An 18,219-nucleotide genomic window follows, 5' to 3' on the forward strand; every position below is an offset into this window, starting at 1 on the left:
CGGCGAATCCGCAGGAGCCCCGTAATGTCGCAAGACCCCCTCGTCATTTTCACCCCCTCCGGCAAACGCGGCCGTTTTCCCGTGGGCACGCCTGTGCTGACGGCGGCACGCCAGCTTGGCGTCGATCTCGATTCCGTGTGCGGCGGGCGCGGCATCTGTTCCAAATGTCAGGTTCAGCCCGCCTATGGCGATTTTCCCAAACACGGGGTGACGGTGGCGGCAGATGCCGTAGGCGATCGCAACGCCGTGGAGGACCGCTATGACCGTATCCGGGGGCTGAAACCGGGGCGGCGGCTAGGCTGTCAGGCCTGCGTGCAATCCGATGTGGTGATCGACGTGCCGCCCGAAAGCCAGGTGCACCGGCAGGTGGTGCGCAAGGCGGCATCCGACCGCCCCATCACCATGGACCCGGCGACCCGTCTTTACTATGTCGAGGTCGCGGAACCCGACATGCTCGATCCCACCGGGGACCTGCAGCGGCTTGGCAACGCCCTGCGCGACCAATGGGACATCCCGCAGGTCAGCCTTGCTCCCGCGCTTCTGCCCGGCCTCCAGAAAGTCCTCCGCAAAGGTGACTGGAAAGTCACCGTCGCCCTGCACAAGCCCGCCGCCGAGGCCGTGCCGCAAATCGTCGCGCTCTGGCCCGGGCTGCACGAAAGCGGGCTTTTCGGGCTGGCCATCGACCTCGGTTCCACCACCATCGCGGCGCATCTGACCGACCTCGACACCGGCGCGGTAAAGGCATCGGCGGGCATCATGAACCCGCAAATCCGTTTCGGCGAGGACCTAATGTCCCGCGTCTCCTACGCCATGATGAACCCCGGCGGCGAGGTGGAGATGACCCGCGCCGTGCGCGAAGCCATCGACGCGCTGGCGCTCGATATTTGCAAGGAGAGCGGCGTGGACCCGTCCCTGGTGCTGGAGACGGTGTTCGTCTGCAACCCGGTGATGCACCACCTCCTGCTGGGCATCGACCCGGTGGAACTGGGACAGGCGCCCTTTGCGCTGGCGACCTCGGACGCGCTGAACCTCGATGCGCGGGATCTGGGGCTCTCTGCCCTGCCCGCCTGCGCGCAGGTCTACGTGCTGCCCTGCATCGCGGGTCACGTGGGCGCCGACGCCGCCGCCGTGGCGCTGTCGGAACAGCCGGGCCGCGCCGAAGAGCTCACGCTGATCGTTGACGTCGGCACCAACGCCGAGATCCTGCTCGGCGACACCACCCGCACGCTAGCCTGCTCCTCGCCCACCGGACCCGCCTTCGAAGGCGCGCAGATCAGCAGCGGCCAGCGCGCCGCCCCCGGCGCCATCGAGGCCATCCGCATAGACCCCGAGACGAAGGAGCCCCGCTTCCGCGTCATCGGCTGCGACCTCTGGTCCGACGCGCCCGGCTTTGCCGAACGCACGGCGGCCACCGGCGTCACCGGCATCTGCGGCTCCGGTATCATCGAGGCAGTGGCGGAAATGCGCCTTGCGGGGCTGCTCGATCCCTCCGGCCTGATCGGGTCCGCCGAACAGACCGGCACACCGCGCTGCGTTCCCATGGGCCGCACGCATGAATACGTCATTCTCGACGCAAGCGCCAAAGGGGGATCGCGCATCACCGTGACCCAAGGCGACATCCGCGCCATCCAGCTGGCGAAATCAGCGCTTTATGCCGGGGCGCGGCTGCTGATGGACACCCGCGGCGTCGATACGGTGGCACGGGTGACGCTCGCCGGGGCCTTCGGCGCGCATATCTCGCCGCTGCACGCCATGGTGCTGGGGATGATCCCGGACGTACCGCTGGAAAAAGTCACCAGCGCGGGCAACGCCGCTGGCCACGGCGCCCGCATCGCGCTCTGCTCGCTGACAGCCCGGCGCGAGATCGAGGCCACGGTAAAAGAGATCACCAAGGTCGAAACCGCCATCGAGCCGCGCTTTCAGGAGCATTTCGTCGCCGCCAACGCGATCCCGCATGCCTCCGACCCGTTCCCCAACCTCCTGACCCACGTCACCCTGCCGGCGGTGTCCTTCAACACCCAGGGCGAGGACGGTGGCGGCCGTCGGCGCCGCCGCCGCTGATCGGCCCGAATGACACCCTGACAGATGCGCGCGGCGTCGACACCGCTTGACGCCGCGCGCGCCGCCCCATAGCTGGCAGTCATGGCAGCACCTCTTCTCCAACTCTCCGATATCTCACTCACCTTTGGGGGTGAGCCCGTCTTTGACGCGCTTTCGCTCAACGTCCAGCCCGGCGACCGGGTGGCGCTGGTTGGACGCAACGGCTCTGGCAAATCGACCCTGATGAAGGTCATGGCGGGCCTCGTGGAACCCGACCGGGGCGACCGCATCGTGCCCACCGGCACCTCCGTGGGCTATATGGAGCAGGACCCCGACCTTTCGGGCTATGAAACGCTGGGCGATTTTGCCGCCGCCGGGCTGGCGGAGGCCGAGATGTACCGCGTCGAACGCGCCGCCGAAGGTCTGAAATTCGATCCGGCGCGTCCCGTGGCCACGGCGTCTGGTGGCGAACGCCGCCGCGCCGCGCTGGCGAAACTGATGGCCGCCGACCCCGACCTGATGCTGCTGGACGAGCCAACCAACCACCTCGATATCGAGGCAATCCAGTGGCTCGAGGATGAACTCAAATCCACCCGCACCGCTTTTGTGCTCATTTCGCACGACCGCCGTTTCCTGGAGGAACTGACCCGCGCCACGCTCTGGATCGACCGGGGCGCCGTGCGGCGACAGGAGATCGGCTTCAGGGGCTTCGAGGCCTGGCGCGACAAGATCTGGGAAGACGAGGACATGGCCCGGCACAAGCTGGACCGCAAGATCAAGTCCGAGGGCCGCTGGGCGGTCGAGGGCATCTCCGCCCGCCGCAAGCGCAATCAGGGCCGGGTGCGACGCCTGCAGGACCTGCGGTCCGAACGCGCGGGCCAGATCCGGCGGCAGGGTGCTGCCGCGATGGAGCTGGCTTCCGGCCCGAAGTCCGGCAAGAAGGTCATCGACGCGCAGGGCTTGTCGCATGCCTTTGCGGACAAGCCCATCGTGAAGGGGCTGGACCTGTTGGTGCAGCGTGGCGACCGCGTCGCCTTTGTCGGACCCAACGGCGTCGGCAAGACGACCCTGATCCGAATCCTGATGGGGGAAATCGCCCCCGACGAGGGCAGCGTAAAGCTGGGCACCAACCTCGTGCCCGCCATCTTCGATCAGACGCGCGCGCAGCTCGACCCCGACGCGACCCTCTGGGACGCGCTGACCAACGACAAGGACATGCGCGTATCCGGCCACTCCGATCAGGTCATGGTACGCGGCCAGCCAAAGCATGTCGTGGGCTACCTGAAGGAGTTCCTGTTCGACGAACGGCAGGCCCGCGCTCCCGTGCGCGCCTTATCGGGCGGGGAAAAAGCCCGGCTGCTCCTGGCCCGCATCATGGCGCGGGAATCGAACCTTCTGGTGCTGGACGAACCGACCAACGACCTCGACGTGGAAACGCTCGACCTGCTTCAGGAACTGCTCGACGACTACGACGGTACGGTGCTGCTGATCTCCCACGACCGTGACTTTCTCGACCGGGTGGCGACGACCACCGTAGCGATGGAAGGCGGCGGGCGCGCCGTGGTCTATGCCGGGGGCTGGTCGGACTACCGGTCGCAGAAGGCCGAGGCCGAGGGCGGCACAAAGCCCTCGTCCAGATCCAAGAAAGACTCTGGAAAAGACTCTGGCAAAACCTCGGATAGAACTGGCGGCACAGCGAAGCCCGCCGGTACGCCTCCGCAGAAGGCCGATGCGCTATCGTTCACCGAAAAGCACCGACTCGATGCCCTGCCCGCCGAAATCGACCGGCTGAACGCGGAGATCGCCAAGCTGGAGGAGTTCCTCGCGGCACCCGATCTGTTCTCGAAGGAGCCGCTGAAGTTCCAGAAGGCGACGGAGGCGCTCGTAGAGCGGCAGCAGAAGCTCTCCGCCTCGGAGGAGGAATGGCTGGAGCTGATGGAAAAGGACGAGGGCTGACACTCCCGACATCTTCATAGGACTTGCCCCGGTGACGCGGCCGAGTGTCCGCGGGTGCACGCGGCTCTGTTGCACAAACCCCTTGAGGGATTCATCTCGTGAATCCAGCATGGTAGCTGGGATGCATGAGCAGACCAACACCACCGGCCTACAAGACCAGGAACTGGCCAGCCTCTAACGAGGCGCTCATGCGCCGGGGCTCGCTGACGATCCCCTGACCGGCAGGGCATTCCGAAGGAATGTCCCGAGAGGTTGGTTCGACCCCGAGATGAGCTGGGGTGCCGTGCCGAGAGGCAGGCGTGGCCGCCAGCAGATCTACAGTGATGCCGCCATCCAGACGTGCCTGACGTTGAAAGTCCTGTTTGGCATGGCGCTGCGACAGACGACCGGCTTCGTCGAGAGCCTATCACGTCTGGTTCGACTCGACTGGACGGTGCCTGACTTCAGCACGCTGAGCCGCCGCCAGAAGACGCTGGTCGTGGCCGCGGCGTCCTGGATCGGGTCGGCCAGGCCAGGTGTGTTGCCCATCAAGGAGATCACCCGCTCGCGCAGGCCTGCCTCGGCAAGGTCGGATCGAGTGGCGAGCACCTGCAAGACGTTCGGGCTGTGGCGAGCGAGTATGTCGCCCTCGAACCAGATCTCCGAGCATTCGGAAGCCATTGCGTAAAGGCCGCTGCGCAGGCTGATGTCGATTTCGATCATGCCGCCACCTTGATGACCTGATCCGGGCTGATCCCGTTTGCGTCGAGCGTGTCCTCGAAGGTGTTCAGGGTCAGGTCGTCCAGAAGGTCAGCTACATGCTGAACGCGCGCGACCGCTCTTCGAATTCATAAAACCGAAGCCTTTCCCGGTGGCCTGGCGTGCCGCCAAGGCCACGAGCCATCGCCTCATTTCTCGACCATGCCAAGGAAGATGGCTGCGTCTGCGAGGAGCGGATCTTCTTGGATTTGTCCCGTTTATCACCCCAGAGGCGTCGAGAAAGATCCGGATATTTTGCCGTTAAAGGATGTCATCTATATAGTTTTCCGCCGAGCAACAGACGCTATATATAATTCAATTACGGCAGTCTCGACGCTTCGGTTCAAGTTGGAGCGGGTAGCGGGAATCGAACCCGCGCGTTCAGCTTGGGAAGCTGACAGGCTACCATTACATCATACCCGCCGCTTGGAACCCTGATCTATGCGATCCCCCGGACAGCGTCAATCGGGGAAATGACACCTGCCGCAAGGATGCCGCCGGTCTTCTTTCTGGGTTCTTCCGGGCTTCTTCCGGGCGTCTTCCGGGTCAGCCGTCCTTTTCCGGCACCAGCGCCGCGCGATCCGGCAGCCGCGCAGCTGCCGCGCGCAGCAGCCTTTGCCGCGACTGTGGAATCGTCGCGACCTCGACGCCGGTCAGGACGTGCAGCGTCCCCATCTCGCGGTCGATCACCGCATGATCGCTGACCCACCCGCCCATGGCGAGATAGGTTCTCAGCAGGGGCGGCACCTGCGCCAGTTCGGGCACCGGCGCGCCCTGCAGCGTGCCAAACCGAAAGACCTCCGCCGCGCATTCCCCCGGTCGCCAGCGCATGGGCGCGCGTGCCCGTGTCGCAAGCAGCGCGAAGGCCCCGGCATAAGCTGCCGGATCGGTGCCGGCGAAGCTGGAACACCCAAAGAGCAACCCGATTCCCCGCGCATCGACAACCACGGTCATCACCGCCCACGCCAGACGCAGGATATCGGGATCGTGCCAGTCGGGATGCAGGCAGAACCGCCCCATTTCCAGCATGGGGCGGCCGTAGCTCTCCAGCGCGGAGAGATCGTAGTACCGGGCGGCATAACCGTGGCGAAGGCGCTCCGGCAGCGTCACCTTCATCCGGTAGCAGCAAACAAGCGCTCCGCTGGCCCGCTCTTCGACCAGTACGTGGGCAAACTCCGGGTCGAACGCATCGCTATCCGCGTCACCCCGCCCAAACACCGTACCGCGCAACGCCTGCGCCCGAGCCATGTCGGCCTCGCCGCAGGCCAGCCGCACGGCATAGCGCCCCGCCGGGACGCCATCGCTGTCCAAAGGTCTCATGACACCGCCCGTACGAGACGCGTCAGGTGCTGCCCAGCACGTCACCAAGGTTGATGCCGCCGATATTGCCGAAGAGCTTGCGGACAAAGCCGATATCGCCGTCGGAGGTCTTCGTCACGCGGCGCGTCAGCGGCACGACGCGGCCATCCTCCAGCCCGTAGGTCACGATATTGTCGACCACGCCCGCCTCGTCGAAGGTGATCGCCACGATGTGACGGTCGGTGACCTTCGGCCGCTGCCATGCGAAACTGCGCACTTCCGACTCGATGTAGTAATAGCCGGAATTGTCCAGCACGCCGGTGGCGTTGGGCACGCCGATCACGTCCTCTACCGTGGCGCGGCTGTCCACGCCGGGTGTGATCTGCTGCAGGTCCTCTTCGGGCGGGAGGTAGCCATGCGTACGGTACTTCGCCGCGCAGCCCGTCACACCCATCAGTGCGACCGCAACCACACCTACTTTTAGTACTGTCCCGATGGTGCGCATTTTCCGGCCCCTCTTGTCTTGGCGAGCTCTGGCTCGTATCCCGCTTAGAGAAGTTTACCCACGCAAGCAAGATCAGGAAACCCTGCCAACATGCCCCAGCACGACGCCCCGCGCCCCACAGCCGAGACCCGCCTGCGCGTCTCTGCCCTCCGGCAGAGCGGCGAGACGCCCTTTCTGCTGGAGCCAGACGCCCAAGCCCGGGCCGACCTCGCGGCCGGTCTCGATATCGAAGCGGTCAAGAAACTGCGTTTCGAGGGCCGGATCGTGCCGCGTGGCCGCAACGCCTGGGAACTGACCGCAAAGCTCGGTGCCACCGTGGTGCAGTCCTGCATCGTCACGCTCGAGCCGGTAACCACCCGCATCGATGCGCCCATCATTCGCCGCTACGTCCCCGCCAGCCAGCTGGCCGAACCGGAGGAAGGCTCCGAGATCGAGGTGCCCGAGGACGACAGCCTCGAACCGCTGGGTGAGGTGATTGACCTTCAGACGCTGATGCACGAGGAACTGGCGCTCGCCCTGCCCGCCTATCCCCGCAAGGAAGGCGTGGCGCTGGATGATGCGCAATTCGCCGCCGACGGCGTGGCGCCGATGACCGATGACGACGTCCGTCCGTTCGCAGGGCTTGCGGCGCTGAAGGAAAAAATGGAGAAGGGCGACGGGGAAAGCTGAGATTCCACTTGCCATTCGGCACGTGCTGCGTATGTTCGCGCGCTCATGAACATGGGCCGGAACGCCGGTGTCGGGACCGTCGACAGACGCCCGCCGGACCCCGCCAAAAGAAACACAGGCAGGCTTCACCCTGCAATTCGAGAAAGGTTGAGACATGGCTGTCCAACAGAACAAGGTTTCGAAGTCGCGCCGCAACAACCGTCGCGCCCACGACGCACTGACCGCGGCGAACCCGAACGAGTGTGGCAACTGCGGTGAGCTGAAGCGCCCGCACCACGTGTGCCCGTCCTGCGGCCACTACGCAGAGCGTGAAGTCGTGGCTCAGGCCAACGACGTCGATCTGGACGAAGACGCAGCATAATCGCTGACGTGCGGGGCTCCGCGGCATGACCTCCCGGAAGGACCAAAAGGACATGGCCGCGTCCCGCGTGGTGATTTCGGTCGACGCCATGGGCGGCGACCGTGGGCCGGCGACCGTGGTTGCCGGCATTGCCGATTCTGCCGAGAAGAACCCCGAGATCGCCTTTCTCCTGCATGGCCCCGAAGCCGAGCTTCGTCCCATGGTGGAGAAGCGTCGCGAACTCGATGGCCGTGTTACCCTGCACGACGCTCCGGGCGTGGTGTCTATGGAGGACAAGCCGTCCCAGGTGATGCGCAACGGCAAGGGCACGTCGATGTGGTCAGCGCTGGAATCCGTGCGCGAGGGCGCGGCCACTGTGGCTGTGTCCTGCGGCAACACCGGCGCGCTGATGGCGCTGTCGATGATACGCCTGCGCAAGCTGCCGGGCGTCAACCGCCCCGCCATTGCGATTCTCTGGCCTTCCCGCAATCCGCAGGGCTTCAACGTCATGCTCGACGTCGGTGCCGATATCCGCGCCGATGCCCGCGACCTTCTGCAATACGCGCTGATGGGCGCGTCCTATGCGCGTAACGGCCTGCATCTCGAACGGCCCCGCGTCGGCCTGCTGAACGTCGGCACAGAGGAACACAAAGGCCGCGCCGAGCTGAAAGAAGCGCACGATCTGATCCGCGCCCATGCCGGACAATCGAACTACGATTTCATCGGCTTCGTCGAAGGCGGCGATATCCCCGGCAAGCGCTGCGACGTGATCGTCACCGACGGATTTACCGGCAACGTCGCGCTGAAGACCGGCGAGGGCACCGCCTCGCTGATCGGCGATCTCCTGAAGGAGGCCTTCGCCTATTCGCCGCTCTCCCGTATCGCGTCGGTGCTGGCGCTGACCTCGCTCACCCGCCTGAAAAAGCGTATCGACCCGCGCCGGGTGAACGGCGGCGTCTTTCTCGGGCTGAACGGCATCGTGGTGAAATCGCATGGCTCGGCGGATGCCACCGGCGTATCGGCGGCGGTAAAGCTCGCCTTCCAGCTGGCACAGTCTGGATTCGGCGAACGGCTTGCCGCGCGGGTGGCCAGCAGCCTGGACAACCCGGACACGCAAGAAACCTCCGTCACTCAATCTGGCACTCAGTCTGGCGCCCAAAAAACCGACTTCCAGAAACCGGACGCCCAAAAAACGGACGCTCAGGGTGTTGCGTCTGCCGCCGCGTCGCAGCAGGATGCCGCCGGGCAGAAGGACGCTTGAACACATGACACCACGCGCCACCGTTATCGGAGTTGGCCACTACCTCCCCGAACGCATCATCGAGAACGCGGAATTCGCCGAAGGCCTGCAGGGCGTCGCGCCCGAGACCATCCGCCTGGAGACTTCCGACGACTGGATCCGCTCCCGCTCCGGCATCGAGCGCCGCCATTTCGCCGCCCCCGGGCAGACGACATCCGACCTCGCCACCCGGGCCGCGCGCGCCGCGCTGGCGGATGCGGGCATTGTCGCAGACGACCTCGACGCGATCGTGCTGGCAACCTCGACCGCCGACCTGACCTTCCCCTCCGCCGCAACCATGGTGCAGGCGGAACTGGGGATGACCGGCGGCTTCGCCTTTGACGTGCAGGCGGTCTGCGCCGGCTTCATCTATGCGCTGGCCAATGCCAACGCGCTGATCATCTCCGGCCAGGCGAAACGCGTCATGGTCATCGGTGCCGAAACCTTCTCGCGGATCATGGACTGGACCGACCGTGGGACCTGCGTATTGTTCGGTGACGGCGCGGGCGCGCTGATCCTCGAAGCGTCGGAGGGCGACGGCACCAATGCCGACCGCGGTATCCTGTCGACCGACCTGCATTCCGACGGCCGCTTCCGCGACATCCTCTATGTCGACGGCGGCACCTCCACCGGGCAGTCCGGGTACCTGAGGATGGAGGGCAAGGAAGTCTTTCGCCACGCGGTGGAAAAACTCGCCTCCACCGCCACGTCCGCCATGGCGAAGATCGGCATGACCGCCGAACAACTCGACTGGATCGTGCCGCATCAGGCCAATATCCGCATCATCGCGGGCACCGCAAAGAAACTCGGCCTGTCGATGGACAACGTCGTCACCACGGTGCAGGACCACGGGAATACCTCTGCTGCCTCGATCCCGCTTGCGCTGTCCGTCGGCAAGGCCCGCGGCCAGATCAAACGGGGCGACGTGGTGGTAACCGAAGCCATCGGTGGCGGCCTCGCATGGGGAGCGGTGGTCATCCGCTGGTAGGGCCGAGGAGCGGCGCCAAAAACATGCGTTTCTGATATGCCTTTCCATAGCACAGCCGGATCGGCCATCGCATGTTCAGAATGCAGGCGCAGCGTCACCCTTTGTTAAGGTCCTCGATCCAACCCATTGATATTGACTTGGGAATTGGCACGCGCATAAGCTGCCGCCAGGCTGCCGGGAGGGAAAAGGCTATGGGGGACAAAACCCTGACGCGTATGGACTTGAGCGAAGCGGTTTTCCGCGAGGTCGGACTGTCACGCAATGAAAGCGCCGAGTTGGTGGAGGCTGTGCTCCAGCACATGTCCGATGCGCTGGTTGAAGGTGAACAGGTAAAGATTTCGTCCTTCGGGACCTTCTCCGTCCGGGAGAAAGCCGCGCGGGTGGGCCGCAATCCGAAGACCGGCGAAGAGGTGCCGATCCAGCCGCGCCGCGTGCTGACCTTCCGCCCGTCGCACCTGATGAAAGACCGCGTTGCCGCGGGCAACAAAAGCTGACCCGGTAAGGCATGTCCAAATCGCCCGACGCCTTCCGCACCATCTCCGAAGTCTCGGAATGGCTGGAGACACCCGCGCATGTGCTGCGCTTCTGGGAGAGTAAGTTCACCCAGGTGAAGCCGGTGAAACGTGCAGGCGGGCGCCGCTACTACCGCCCTGCCGACATGGAATTGTTGGGCGGTATCAAGAAGTTGCTCCATGAAGATGGGCTGACCATCAAGGGCGTGCAGAAAGTCCTGCGCGAACAGGGCGTGCGCTATGTCGCCACGTTGTCGCCTTCCGTCGATGGCCCCGAAGAGGGGGAGTTGATCGAGGATGCGCCCTTTACAGAGGTGGACAGCACCCCCGGCGAGGTCATCGCATTCCGCGCTCCTCCGAAGGGCGCGCACCCAGACGTTGCCCCCGACCCTGATCCTGCCCCCGAACCAGATGGGCCCCGCGCCTCCGTGCCGGAGGAGCCAGAAGAGCCGCAAGGCGTGGCTGATGTCGCGGAGGCAGAAGAGACACCCGAACCGGAGGCGGATGTTTTCCCCGAAGAGGCCGCCCCCGACGCCCTTGGTGATTTCGTCAGCGAGTCTTCGGAAATTGGTTCGCCCGACCACATCCAAGATGCGCCCATACCCGACCTGCAGCCCGCGCCGACGGAGGCGCCACCGCTCGCACCCCTTCCGCCGATCGATCCCGACGAAGGGTCACAGACCGAATCGCCCGAGGTGGAGGACACGGAACAGGGCGGCTTTGCCTTCGATCTCGCCGAGGATCTCGCGCCCGCACTCTCGACCCCAGACGCAACACCGGACGCAACACCGGACGCAACCGAACGCGAGCCCCTCGACGCCCTTGCCGAGCCGGACCTTCCCGAATTGGATCCGGTAGAGCAAAGCCTGTCCGATCCGGGCGCGAACCCCGAAAACCTGGACGTCGCAGGGCTCGAGCCGCTCGACATGCTGCCGGAAGCAACCGAAACCGAATGGCCGGAGGCCCAGCCAGACCTTCCGCCCCTTCCCGACATCGACACGGAACCCGACGCGCCCGCGCCGGTTGAGGCCGCGATCGGAGCCGAGGAACCACCTGCGCCAGTTTCCGACGACGACACCCAGGCGGAAACCTCCGAAGAGGCACGGGCAAAGGAACCCGTAGCTGACTTCAAGGACGCACCCCTGCCGGAAACTCCGGACGAGGAATGGCGCGACGCTTCCCTCTCCGAAGGCCCCGCGGCGATCATGGATACGGATCCCCTGCCGGAGGTCGCCGGAGAATTGTGGGGGGACCCCACAGCTACCGACGGACCTCAGCCGGACCAGTCCGACGCGGCTTGGAGCGAGGCCCCCCTACCCGATCCCTCCGCCGAAACCCCGAGCGACAGGCTTATCTCCGAAGATCCCGCAGCGGCCTTTGACACCGAACCCTTCGCCGAGGCCGATCACGAGGCCGAAGCACCCGCTGGCGAAGTACCCGATTCCGATAGCCTCCCCGAAGGGGCAGGCGACGAAGATGCCCAGGCCCTTGCCTACGATTCCGCGTCCGAGGATATCGCGGCTCTGGCCTCCGGGGCGCCGCTTATGGCCGACCTCGACCCGATCCCGGAACCGGCGCCAACTCCGGCCAGCAACAGGCCGCCCAAAGCGTCGCCGCCCGGCGCGCGGGGCCTGAGCCTGCAGGACTTCGGCCGACCGGAGGACGCGGGCCCGGACGAAGTCGCCCCCGGCCTTCTGGGTTACGCCGCCCGCGTCCCCGCGCTCTCGCCCGAGGCCGCGGAGGCCATCGCCCGCCAGTTCCCGGCCCTGCGCGCCCGCCTGCAGCGGCTGACCGGCGACCCGTTCTGACCCTGGCGCCCACCCGGTGCACCCGGCGGAAAGCACGCGATTTTCCAGCCAAAAGGGGTTGCGCGCGCCGCCAGATAGAGTAAGAACGCCCAACAAGTCGGGCTATGGCGCAGCCTGGTAGCGCGTCCGTCTGGGGGACGGAAGGTCGCAGGTTCGAGTCCTGCTAGCCCGACCAAAATACCCCGCCATTTCAAAGGGATCCCTCCGCCAATCCGGCATCATGAGGGGTCCCTTTGGCATGTGGGGCGCTTTGCCCCTTCCCTCTGGCCGGCTGGCCGTTAATAAGGGTCCGACCCCAAGGAGGACCCCATGACCGGCGTATTGGCCAGCCAGCAGATCGAAGCCCTGATTGCCTCCGGCGCGCTCGTCGCCGACATGGCCTTTGCCGAAGGCCAGGTGCAGCCCGCCAGCCTCGACCTCCGCCTTGGCACCACCGCCTACCGCGTGCGGGCCTCCTTCCTCGCGGGCGCGGGCCGCACTATCGCCGACCGCCTTGCAGAATTCGAGATGCACCGGGTCGACCTCACCCCGGGCGCCGTGCTGGAAAAGGGCTGTGTCTACCTCGTACCGCTGATGGAACGGCTCACCCTGCCCGCCGACATCACCGCCATCGCCAACGCCAAAAGCTCCACCGGGCGGCTCGACCTGCTCACCCGCGTGATCACTGACGGCGGGACGGAGTTCGACCGCATCGCGCCAGGCTACACCGGCCCGCTTTATGCCGAAATCTGTCCGCGCAGCTTTTCCGTCCTCGTGAAGCCGGGGATGCGACTGAACCAGATCCGCTTCCGCCACGGGCAGGCCGTTCTGTCCGACGCCGAACTGCGCCGCCTGCACGACGCGGTCAGCCTCGTCAACGGCGGGGCGGCGGTGATCGATCAGGGGCTGGGCTTTTCCGTCGACCTCGAAACCGGCGCGCAGGGCATCGTCGGCTACCGGGCGAAACCGCATACCGGCGTGATCGACCTCGACCGCATCGGCTTTTACGACCCCGCCGACTACTGGGAACCGCTGCGGACCGACAAACGGAGGCTGATCCTCGACCCGGGCGCATTCTACATCCTCGTCAGCCGCGAGGCGGTCCACATCCCGCCCGCCTACGCGGCCGAGATGGCCCCCTACCTTGCCATGGTGGGCGAGTTCCGGGTGCATTACGCGGGTTTCTTCGATCCCGGCTTTGGCCATGTGGCGGCGGGCGGCGCGGGCGCGCGCGGCGTGCTGGAAGTGCGCTGCCACGAGGCCCCCTTTGTGCTGGAACACGGCCAGACCGTCGGGCGCCTCGTCTATGAACGCATGTCCGAGGTCCCCAAACAGCTTTACGGTCAGGGCATCGCCTCCAACTACCAGGGCCAGGGGCTGAAACTTTCGAAACACTTTCGTGCCTGACGCGAACCAACCGGTGCCTGCCGCCACTGCCCCCCTCGGAACCGGCAATTCCCCGCCGGAAACACCAACACACAAGCGTTCTCACGCCACCGCGGCACGAGTTTTTTCCTTTGCAAAGGAACGGCTTACGGCTCTGCTCCGTTGTACACCCATCGAGACGGCGCCACCCGCGCCGCTCACAGGAAGATGGAAGGACACCACATGCTGAAGAAGCTCACACTCGCGACCGCGCTCACTGCCGTTTCCGCCGCGCCGCTGATGGCACTGGAGGCCCAGACGACCACGGAACTGAACCTGCGCTCCGGCCCGGGTCCGAAGGCCGACATTGTCGCCGTGATGCCGCAGGACGCCGCCGTGACGGTCGACAGCTGCACCACCACCGACTGGTGCAAGGTCAGCTTCGAGGGCAACGAAGGCTGGGCCTACAGCCCTTACCTGCTCAATACCACCATGCCGGAACCGAAGGTGATCTACCAGAACGCCGAACAGATGGAGGTGAAGGTCGTCAAGGAAGAGGACAACAACGGGGCTGATGCCGCCGCCGGTGCGACCTTTGGTGCTGCCGCCGCCTCGCTTCTTGTCGGTGGCCCGGCCGCTATCGCCGCAGGCGCGATCCTGGGTGCGGGCGCTGGCGCCGCCGCTGCGCCGACAGAGGAAACCGTGACCTACATCACGCAGAACCCGGTCGAACCTGTCTACCTGAACGGCGAAGTCGTCGTCGGTGCCGGCATTCCGGACGGCGTGGAAACCTATACGGTTCCGGACAGCGAGTATGCCTACGTTTACGTCAACGATGAACCGGTTGTCATCAATCCCGAGACTCGCCGCATCGTCTACGTGGTGCGTTAAGGCTCCCTGACCAAATCCACAAAGGCCCCGCCCCGCGCGGGGCCTTTTCGCATCCGCATGCCGTGCGCATCCCCAGTTTCGCCGCCGCCCATGTTCCTGCCTGGTAACAAATGCCTTCGGCGCCTCGCTCCGCAGGAGCGGTGGGGGCAGAGCCCCCTTCCGACCTCTCGGCAATGACGCGTCCGACAATTGCCCCGCGCCGAAAATCTGTCGTCAATCCTCGAACAGTTCCGATTGACCCTCGCCGGCTTCCAGTGCGTCGGCATCGTCCTCCTCGTTCGGCCCCCCGATGGGCGAGGGGCGGTTGTCCAGCAGTCCGGCCGCCCGCAGTTCGGCCAGCCCCGGCAGGTCACGGGCCGATTCCAGCCCGAAGTGGTCGAGGAAATTCTGCGTCACCACAAAAGTCACCGGCCGTCCGGGCGTCATCCGCCGCCGCCCGAAGCGGATCCAATCCATTTCGATCAGCTGATCCACCGTGCCGCGCGACACGGCGACGCCGCGGATTTCCTCGATCTCGGCGCGGGTCACCGGCTGATGGTAGGCGATGATCGCCAGTGTCTCCACGGCGGCGCGGCTGAGTTTGCGCACCTCCACCGTCTCGCGTTGCATGAGGTAGCCAAGATCGCCCGCGGTGCGAAAGGCCCAGGCGTCACCCACACGTACCACCTGCACCCCGCGTCCCTCGTAGCGCTTGCGCAAATGCGCCAGCGCCTCGGCCGGGTCGCATCCATGCGGCATCCGCTCGCCCAGTTCCTTTATCGTTACCGGCTCCGCACTGGCAAAAAGGATGGCCTCGACCATGCGTTCCTGTTCCACCATGGGCGGCGCAGCAAAGAGGCTGTCCATCGGGCGCCGGTCGCGCGGTCCGGGCGAATCCGCAACCTGCGTCTGTTCCGCCGGTTCCTCGGGTTCCTGCATCAGTCCTGTCCCTCTCTCCGGGGGGCTTCGGGCGCCACCCTCAGGACCCCTCCCGAGGTCTGTCCAGCGCCCTGCCCCGCGTCCTTCTTCTGGCGCAGTTCGATGGGGGCAAAGGTCGCCGCCTGCCGCATTTCCAGCCGCCCCTCCTTGGCCAGTTGCAGCGAGGCAGCAAAGGTCGCCGCCGTGGCCGACCGCCACATCACCGGATCCTCTGTCCAGCCCTCCGGCATGTACGAAGAGATATCCGTCCACGACCCGGCAAAGCCGATCATGCCGCGCATCCGCTCCAGTGCCTGTTCCATGGTAAATACCTTGTCGCGGTCCATGACGAAGGGGCGGAATTCGTCCTTCGTCCGGATGCGCGCGTACCCCTGCATGAGGTCCAGAAGCGTTGCGGTGTAGACCACCTTGCGCACGCGCTCCATTCCTTCGGGGATGCCGCGGGCGAAGAAATCCTTGCCCAGGCGATCCCGCGCCATCAGCCGCGCGGCGGCCTCCCGCATGGCCTGCAACCGCTCCAGCTGAAACGCCAGGTGCGCCGCCAGATCCTCGCCAGACGGGCCTTCTTCTGTCGGGTCGGGCGGCAGCAGCAGGCGCGACTTCAGGAACGCCAGCCAGGCCGCCATCACGAGGTAATCGGCGGCCAGCTCGATCCGCAGCGCTTTCGCCTTTTCGACAAAGCTCAGGTACTGGCGCGCCAGTTCCAGCACGCTGATCTGCCGCAGGTCCACCTTCTGCGTGCGCGCCATGTTCAGCAGCAGGTCCAGTGGCCCCTCGAAACCCTCGACGTCGACCACCAGCGCCTCTGCCGCGACACGGTCGGCCACGGAAAGCGGCAGTTCTGGTTCGTCATCGGCCATGAAAAGCGGTCCCGGATACAGCCTGTCAGGCGATCAAGGCGTCAAATTCTGCGTTCAGCGCGTCGATGTCAACCGCATCGGGGGTCCGCCGCGCCGCCAGCGCCGCCTCTGCGCGGGTCTGCGCCGCAGGCTCCATTGTACGGCAGACCTCCGCCAGCGCGCGCATTTCGGGCAGGTCGCCATTGCAGTGCAGCACAACATCACAGCCCGCCGCCAGCGCCGCGCGGCCCCGGTCCGCCACGGTGCCCGAAAGCGCCTCCATGCTGATGTCGTCGGTCATCAGCAGCCCACCGAAACCGATCTCCTCGCGGATCAGCCGCACCATGCGTTCCGACACCGTGGCCGGGCGCGGGTCGATCGCCTCGAACACAAGGTGCGCCGTCATCGCCAGCGGCAGGTCCGAGAGCGCTGCGAAGGGCGCGAAATCCACCGCGCGCAGCGCCTCCGGCTCCGCAGCCACGCGCGGCAGATCCTTGTGACTGTCGAGCGTCCCCAGCCCATGCCCCGGCATGTGCTTCATCACCGGCAGCACGCCGCCCGCCAGCAGCCCCTCCGCCACGGCGCGGCCATTGGCCACCACCGTCGCCACATCCGTGCCATAGCAGCGGTTGCGCAGGATGGCGTGCGTCTGATCGCGTGCCACATCCAGCGTCGGAATGCAGTTGCCGTCGATCCCGAGGCCGCGCAACTCATGCGCAATGATCCGCGCCCGCAGCCAGAACGCCCGCGCGCCCGTATCGGCCTCTGCCAGCGGCGGCGCGAAGTCCCGCGCCAGCGGCGGCCGCAGCCTTTGCACCCGCCCGCCTTCCTGATCGATGAAAACCGGCGCTTCGAATCCTGCCGCCGAGCGCAATTCGTCACACAGCGCGCGGATCTGGTCCGCATCCGCGAGATTGCGCGCAAACAGGATGAACCCGAACGGCTTCATCTCTGCATACAGCGACTTTTCCTCTGCCGTCAGCCTCTCCCCCGCGCACCCAAGGATGGCCGCGCCGAACCGGCTCACTTCGAGACCACCGGGATGCAGTCCACCTTCTCGGCCACGAAGGCCGCGCAGAATCGCCGCGCATCCGCGAGATCGGTGAACCCCTCGGCCCGCAGCCGGTAAAAGGTCCGCCCGCCGGACTGCGCCTTTTGGATCACGCGGCCCTTGCCATCGAGGAATTCGCCAAAGCGGCCCTCCAGCCGGGCCCATTCCGACCGCGCGGTTTCGGTGCTGTCAAAGGCGCCGATCTGCACCAGCCTCGTGCCCGCAGGCAGCGTGTCCGGGTTGATCTCGCGCGTGGGCGTCTCCGCGGCGGCGGCGATCACAGCCGCGTCCACCGGGCCTACGCTCGCAACCTGCAAACCGCCGGGCCGGATGCGTGGCCGCAAGGACCGCGCCAGTCCCGGACCGGCATGCACCACATGCGGGGCAGCGGACGCGAAATCGTCTTCGTCCAGATCGGATCCGGAAGATGTCACATCCTCTATATCGCTCAGCGGCGTCAGGGGGTCGGTTCCGGCGGTGATCTGTGCCGCCAGCGCCTGAATGGGATCTTCGGCCTCCTCGGGGAACAGGTCCAGCCCGTGCTGCTTGGCGCGTTCTTCGGCGGCAGCGGCTGCGGCGGCCTCCGCCTCCACGTCGACGCGCACCATGGCCTCCGGTGCCACGTCTTCCGCCGCGAGCCCGGCCGGAACCGGGGCCAGCAGCAGTTGCTGCGCCGGTCCTTCGGCAAGCCCGGTGCCCGCCACGGTGTTCACCGCCAGCCCCTGATGGTCAGCCAGCGTGCCGCCCGGATCGGCCGGGGCGATCCGCATCGGTCCCGCCACCGCCTGCACCACCGGCACACCGCTCACGTCGCGCGCCATGACGCCGTAGCCCCAGACTCCAACGCCCACGATCAGCGCCAGCGAGGCTGCGGCGCCCGCAAGGTTCACCATCGAAACGGGTTTGCCCACGCGGTGGGACTCGGGGGCATAGTGCCCCCCAAGGGTGTAATCCGCCATGTCTGCCTCGTCTTCCTCCCTCGGGTGCATTGCCCTCGGGATGGTCTGCTCGTCGTTCCTGTGGCGCCGCCGGAAACTTGAAC

At 66.2% G+C, this 18,219-nt stretch carries 16 protein-coding genes, 2 tRNA genes and 1 pseudogene; 12 read left to right on the top strand and 7 right to left on the bottom strand.

The genetic code is table 11. The annotated features are described in order from the left end of the window. Positions 1–24 precede the first annotated feature (24 nt). From J5474_RS10715 to J5474_RS10725, 3 genes and pseudogenes are all read left to right on the top strand, one after another. Complete coding sequence (locus tag J5474_RS10715) at positions 25–2,061, top strand: ASKHA domain-containing protein (RefSeq protein ID WP_209360902.1); 2,037 nt, start codon at positions 25–27, stop codon at positions 2,059–2,061. A gap of 81 nt (positions 2,062–2,142) precedes the next feature. Continuing rightward, the gene (locus J5474_RS10720) at positions 2,143–3,996 is read left to right on the top strand and encodes an ABC-F family ATP-binding cassette domain-containing protein (protein ID WP_209360903.1); all 1,854 of its coding nucleotides are present in this window, start codon (positions 2,143–2,145) and stop codon (positions 3,994–3,996) included. A gap of 125 nt (positions 3,997–4,121) precedes the next feature. After that, positions 4,122–4,477, top strand: a pseudogene (locus J5474_RS10725) (transposase); the annotation flags it as partial. 606 nt (positions 4,478–5,083) lie between these two features. Here the strand turns inward: J5474_RS10725 and J5474_RS10730 are convergent. The 3 genes from J5474_RS10730 to J5474_RS10740 all read right to left on the bottom strand — a co-directional run bounded on the left by J5474_RS10730 (position 5,084) and on the right by J5474_RS10740 (position 6,505). Then, positions 5,084–5,157: transfer RNA gene (locus J5474_RS10730), tRNA-Gly, on the bottom strand. 123 nt (positions 5,158–5,280) lie between these two features. After that, positions 5,281–6,054, bottom strand: coding sequence for a GNAT family N-acetyltransferase (locus J5474_RS10735; RefSeq protein WP_209360904.1), 774 nt, complete (start codon positions 6,052–6,054; stop codon positions 5,281–5,283). A gap of 22 nt (positions 6,055–6,076) precedes the next feature. Continuing rightward, the gene (locus tag J5474_RS10740) at positions 6,077–6,505 is read right to left on the bottom strand and encodes an outer membrane protein assembly factor BamE (RefSeq protein ID WP_425342881.1); all 429 of its coding nucleotides are present in this window, start codon (positions 6,503–6,505) and stop codon (positions 6,077–6,079) included. Positions 6,506–6,628: 123 nt separating this feature from the next. Here J5474_RS10740 and J5474_RS10745 point away from each other — a divergent pair, with 123 nt between their 5' ends. From J5474_RS10745 to J5474_RS10785, 9 genes are all read left to right on the top strand, one after another. Then, complete coding sequence (locus J5474_RS10745; RefSeq protein ID WP_209360906.1) at positions 6,629–7,207, top strand: YceD family protein; 579 nt, start codon at positions 6,629–6,631, stop codon at positions 7,205–7,207. Between the two features lie 154 nt (positions 7,208–7,361). Continuing rightward, a complete protein-coding gene (rpmF, locus tag J5474_RS10750) occupies positions 7,362–7,568 on the top strand; it encodes a 50S ribosomal protein L32 (RefSeq protein ID WP_209360907.1) in 207 nt (68 codons plus the stop codon). Positions 7,569–7,593: 25 nt separating this feature from the next. Further along, positions 7,594–8,808: a phosphate acyltransferase PlsX gene (gene plsX, locus J5474_RS10755; RefSeq protein ID WP_209360908.1), complete on the top strand. Its 1,215-nt coding sequence runs from the start codon at positions 7,594–7,596 to the stop codon at positions 8,806–8,808. Between the two features lie 4 nt (positions 8,809–8,812). After that, positions 8,813–9,814, top strand: coding sequence for a beta-ketoacyl-ACP synthase III (locus tag J5474_RS10760; RefSeq protein WP_209360909.1), 1,002 nt, complete (start codon positions 8,813–8,815; stop codon positions 9,812–9,814). Between the two features lie 191 nt (positions 9,815–10,005). After that, positions 10,006–10,308, top strand: coding sequence for an integration host factor subunit alpha (gene ihfA, locus J5474_RS10765; RefSeq protein ID WP_209360910.1), 303 nt, complete (start codon positions 10,006–10,008; stop codon positions 10,306–10,308). 11 nt (positions 10,309–10,319) lie between these two features. After that, positions 10,320–12,134, top strand: coding sequence for a MerR family transcriptional regulator (locus tag J5474_RS22780; RefSeq protein WP_245216387.1), 1,815 nt, complete (start codon positions 10,320–10,322; stop codon positions 12,132–12,134). A gap of 98 nt (positions 12,135–12,232) precedes the next feature. Next, positions 12,233–12,309, top strand: a tRNA-Pro gene (locus tag J5474_RS10775). A gap of 134 nt (positions 12,310–12,443) precedes the next feature. Next, positions 12,444–13,520, top strand: a complete 1,077-nt coding sequence (locus J5474_RS10780; RefSeq protein ID WP_209360911.1) for a 2'-deoxycytidine 5'-triphosphate deaminase — start codon at positions 12,444–12,446, stop codon at positions 13,518–13,520. A 201-nt stretch (positions 13,521–13,721) separates the two neighbouring features. Further along, positions 13,722–14,369, top strand: coding sequence for a DUF1236 domain-containing protein (locus J5474_RS10785; protein ID WP_209360912.1), 648 nt, complete (start codon positions 13,722–13,724; stop codon positions 14,367–14,369). A gap of 213 nt (positions 14,370–14,582) precedes the next feature. Here J5474_RS10785 and scpB read toward each other — a convergent pair whose 3' ends face one another. The 4 genes from scpB to J5474_RS22785 form a co-directional block, all read right to left on the bottom strand. After that, positions 14,583–15,215 carry an SMC-Scp complex subunit ScpB gene (gene scpB, locus J5474_RS10790; protein WP_245216397.1) on the bottom strand — a complete coding sequence of 211 codons (633 nt, stop codon included), beginning with the start codon at positions 15,213–15,215 and terminating at the stop codon, positions 14,583–14,585. A 71-nt stretch (positions 15,216–15,286) separates the two neighbouring features. Next, on the bottom strand, positions 15,287–16,147 hold the full coding sequence (locus tag J5474_RS10795) for a segregation and condensation protein A (RefSeq protein WP_209360914.1): 861 nt from the start codon (positions 16,145–16,147) through the stop codon (positions 15,287–15,289). 25 nt (positions 16,148–16,172) lie between these two features. Further along, the gene (locus J5474_RS10800) at positions 16,173–17,153 is read right to left on the bottom strand and encodes a glycoside hydrolase family 3 N-terminal domain-containing protein (RefSeq protein ID WP_342454022.1); all 981 of its coding nucleotides are present in this window, start codon (positions 17,151–17,153) and stop codon (positions 16,173–16,175) included. Next, positions 17,150–18,136 carry an SPOR domain-containing protein gene (locus J5474_RS22785; RefSeq protein WP_245216388.1) on the bottom strand — a complete coding sequence of 329 codons (987 nt, stop codon included), beginning with the start codon at positions 18,134–18,136 and terminating at the stop codon, positions 17,150–17,152. The genes J5474_RS10800 and J5474_RS22785 overlap by 4 nt, the downstream gene beginning before the upstream one ends. Positions 18,137–18,219 lie beyond the last annotated feature (83 nt).

It is taken from the genome of Sagittula salina (genome assembly GCF_017813235.1).
Classification (GTDB): domain Bacteria; phylum Pseudomonadota; class Alphaproteobacteria; order Rhodobacterales; family Rhodobacteraceae; genus Sagittula; species Sagittula salina.